At 65.4% G+C, this 2,802-nt stretch carries 4 protein-coding genes; all 4 read left to right on the top strand.

Features of this window, described 5'->3' with window-relative positions; all coding sequences use genetic code 11:
• Positions 1–97: 97 nt before the first annotated feature.
• The 4 genes from EN853_RS32900 to EN853_RS32915 all read left to right on the top strand — a co-directional run bounded on the left by EN853_RS32900 (position 98) and on the right by EN853_RS32915 (position 2,774).
• A complete protein-coding gene (locus tag EN853_RS32900) occupies positions 98–448 on the top strand; it encodes a transposase (RefSeq protein WP_127863043.1) in 351 nt (116 codons plus the stop codon).
• Positions 448–795, top strand: coding sequence for an IS66 family insertion sequence element accessory protein TnpB (gene tnpB / locus EN853_RS32905; protein ID WP_127863046.1), 348 nt, complete (start codon positions 448–450; stop codon positions 793–795). Before EN853_RS32900 ends, tnpB begins: the two co-directional genes overlap by 1 nt.
• 66 nt (positions 796–861) lie before the next feature.
• The gene (locus tag EN853_RS32910; RefSeq protein ID WP_127863044.1) at positions 862–2,538 is read left to right on the top strand and encodes an IS66 family transposase; all 1,677 of its coding nucleotides are present in this window, start codon (positions 862–864) and stop codon (positions 2,536–2,538) included.
• A gap of 2 nt (positions 2,539–2,540) precedes the next feature.
• Positions 2,541–2,774, top strand: coding sequence for a hypothetical protein (locus EN853_RS32915; protein WP_127863045.1), 234 nt, complete (start codon positions 2,541–2,543; stop codon positions 2,772–2,774).
• The last annotated feature ends 28 nt before the right edge of the window (positions 2,775–2,802 follow it).

Consider the following 2,802-nt stretch of genomic DNA (forward strand, 5'->3'; position numbering starts at 1 on the left):
CTGTACGCCTCCGGCGAGGGCCGCCTTGCGCGAGCATGGCATGGTAGCGAGGCTGCGCTCTTAAGGTCGTCCTTACGAGCGTAGTTAGCAGCACAGCATGAGCCATGTGACGTTATTGACCGGGCCTGAGCGTCGTCGTCGTTGGAGTGAAGAGGATCAGTGCCGGATACTGGCCGCGGCATTCGCGCCCGGGTCCACGGTGGCGGCGGTGGCGCGTCAGTACGATGTCGCGACCAGCCTGATCTATAAGTGGCGCCGCACGATGAGAGCCCGCGAGACGGGCTTTGCCGAAGTTGTCGTGGTTCCCGATGAGCCTGTCGCCACTTTGAGGCCGGCGGCGCCACCAGCGGTGATCGAGCTGGAGATCGCCGGCAAGATGCGGCTGCGGATTCCGCTGACCACGCCGCCGACACTGGCGGCGGCGATGGTGAAGGCGCTGGGCGTTTGATGATCCCGGTTCCGAGCCAGGTGCGGATCTGGTTGGCGGTCGGCCGGACCGATATGCGTCGCGGGATGCAAGGCCTGGCTCTGCAGGTTCAGGAGACGTTGGGTCGGGATCCGCATGCCGGCGATCTTTATGTCTTCCGCGGCCGCAGCGGCACTCTGATCAAGATTATCTGGCATGATGGGCTCGGCATGTCGCTGTATGCAAAACGGCTCGAGAAGGGCCGGTTTCTATGGCCGTCGCCGGCGGATGGCACGGTTTCCATATCACCGGCGCAGCTCGCCTACATGCTCGACGGGATCGATTGGCGCAACCCGCGTCACACCTTCCGCCCTGAGCGCGCGGGCTGAGTTTTTCTTTGAGTTTGCGCCATTTTCCGCGAGTCAGCGGACGCGTTTTATGATTCACTCCAGGGCATGGTAGCCACCGCCCAGGATGCTGTTCCGGACGATATCGGCGCGCTGAGAGCAGCGCTGGCCGCGGCGCTGGCCAGAGCCGAAGACGAGGCCGCGCGCGCTGCGCTGGTCGAGGCCGAACTGGCGATCGCCAAGGCCAAGGCATCGGATGATGCGGCGCTGATTGCACACCAGGATCTGACGATCCGGAAGCTGCAGCGGGCGCTGCATGGTCAAAGTTCTGAACGCTCCGCCCGCCTGCACGAGCAGATGGAGCTCACCTTCGAGGAGCTCGAGAGCACGGCGACGGAAGACGAGATCGCCGCCGAACAGGCCGCGGCCCGGACCACCGAGGTGGCGCCTTATGTGCGCAAACGGCCGACGCGCCAGCCATTTCCCGAGCATCTGCCGCGCGAACGCGTGGTCGAGCCGGCACCGGCCGCTTGCCACTGCTGCGGCGGTCATCGGCTGCGCAAGCTGGGCGAGGATATCACCGAGACACTGGAGGTGGTGCCGCGGCAATGGAAGGTGATCCAACACGTGCGGGAGAAGTTCACCTGCCGCGACTGCGAGGCGATCAGCCAGGCTCCGGCGCCGTTCCACGCCACCCCACGGGGCTGGGCCGGTCCCGGCCTGCTGGCGATGATCCTGTTCGAGAAGTTCGGCCAGCATCAGCCGCTCAACCGCCAGGCCGAACGCTATGCCCGCGAAGGCGTGCCGCTCAGCCTGTCGACGCTCGCCGACCAGGTCGGCGCCGGCGCCGCGGCGCTGATGCCGCTGTTCAAGCGGCTCGAAGCCCATGTGCTGGCCGCTTCACGTCTGCACGGCGACGACACGACGGTGCCGGTCCTGGCCAAGGGCAAGACCGAGACCGGCCGATTATGGACCTATGTGCGCGATGACCGGCCGTTCGGCGGCGCCGATCCGCCGGCGGCGGTGTTCTATTATTCCCGCGATCGCCGAGGCGAACATCCCGCGGCGCATCTCGCCGGCTGGAGCGGCATTCTGCAGGCCGATGCCTTTGGCGGTTATGGTGATCTCTATGCGACGGGTCGTCAGCCGGCGCCTGTTCTGGAAGCCAGTTGCTGGGCCCACAGCCGGCGCAAAGTGTTCGAGCTGGCCGATATCGAAGCGGCGGCGCGCAAGAAGGCGCGCGGCGACAAGCCCAATCTGGTCTATCCGCTCGCGGTTGAAGCCGTGAAGCGCATCGATGCCCTGTTCGATATCGAGCGCGAGATCAACGGCCTGTCGCCGGCCCAACGCCACGCCGCGCGCCAGGAGCGGAGCGTGCCGCTGGTCACCGAACTCGAGCGCTGGATGATCGAGACGCGCGACAAGCTCTCGCGCGGACACGATCTGACCAAGGCCTTCAACTACATGCTGCGCCGCTGGTCGTCCTTCACCCGGTTCCTCGACGATGGGCGCATTTGCCTGTCGAACAATGCAGCCGAGCGAGCCCTGCGCGGCATCGCTCTCGGCAGAAAGTCCTGGCTGTTCTGTGGGTCCGATCGCGGCGGACAGCGCGCTGCCGTTCTCTACAGCCTGATCGCCAGCGCCAAGTTGAATGACATCGACCCTCAGGCCTGGCTCGCCGATATCCTGGCGCGCATCGCGGCCCACCCAGCACAGCGGATCGATGATTTGCTGCCGTGGAATTGGAAATCCGCAAAACTGCGGACCCAACCAGCGGCGGCCTGATCATGCAGCGCAATAAGGTGCATCACGTCTCCACCGTCGAACGTGTCGCCAGCGACCTCGGCGTCAGCGAAGCGCTCATCCAGGACCTTGCCCTCGGTCTCGAGCCCGAGGACGGCGTCATCTGGGTCTACGGCGCCAACGATGACGACGGGATCCTGGCCTTCACCGATGAAGGCATCGAGGAGGTCAAACTCCTCCTCGAAGAATATCATCGCGTCTCACCATCGAAAGCTTGACCCCAGCACCGCGGTGCTCAGGGGCTCA

It is taken from the genome of Mesorhizobium sp. M1C.F.Ca.ET.210.01.1.1 (assembly GCF_004791585.1).
In the GTDB taxonomy this organism is placed as follows: Bacteria; Pseudomonadota; Alphaproteobacteria; order Rhizobiales; family Rhizobiaceae; genus Mesorhizobium.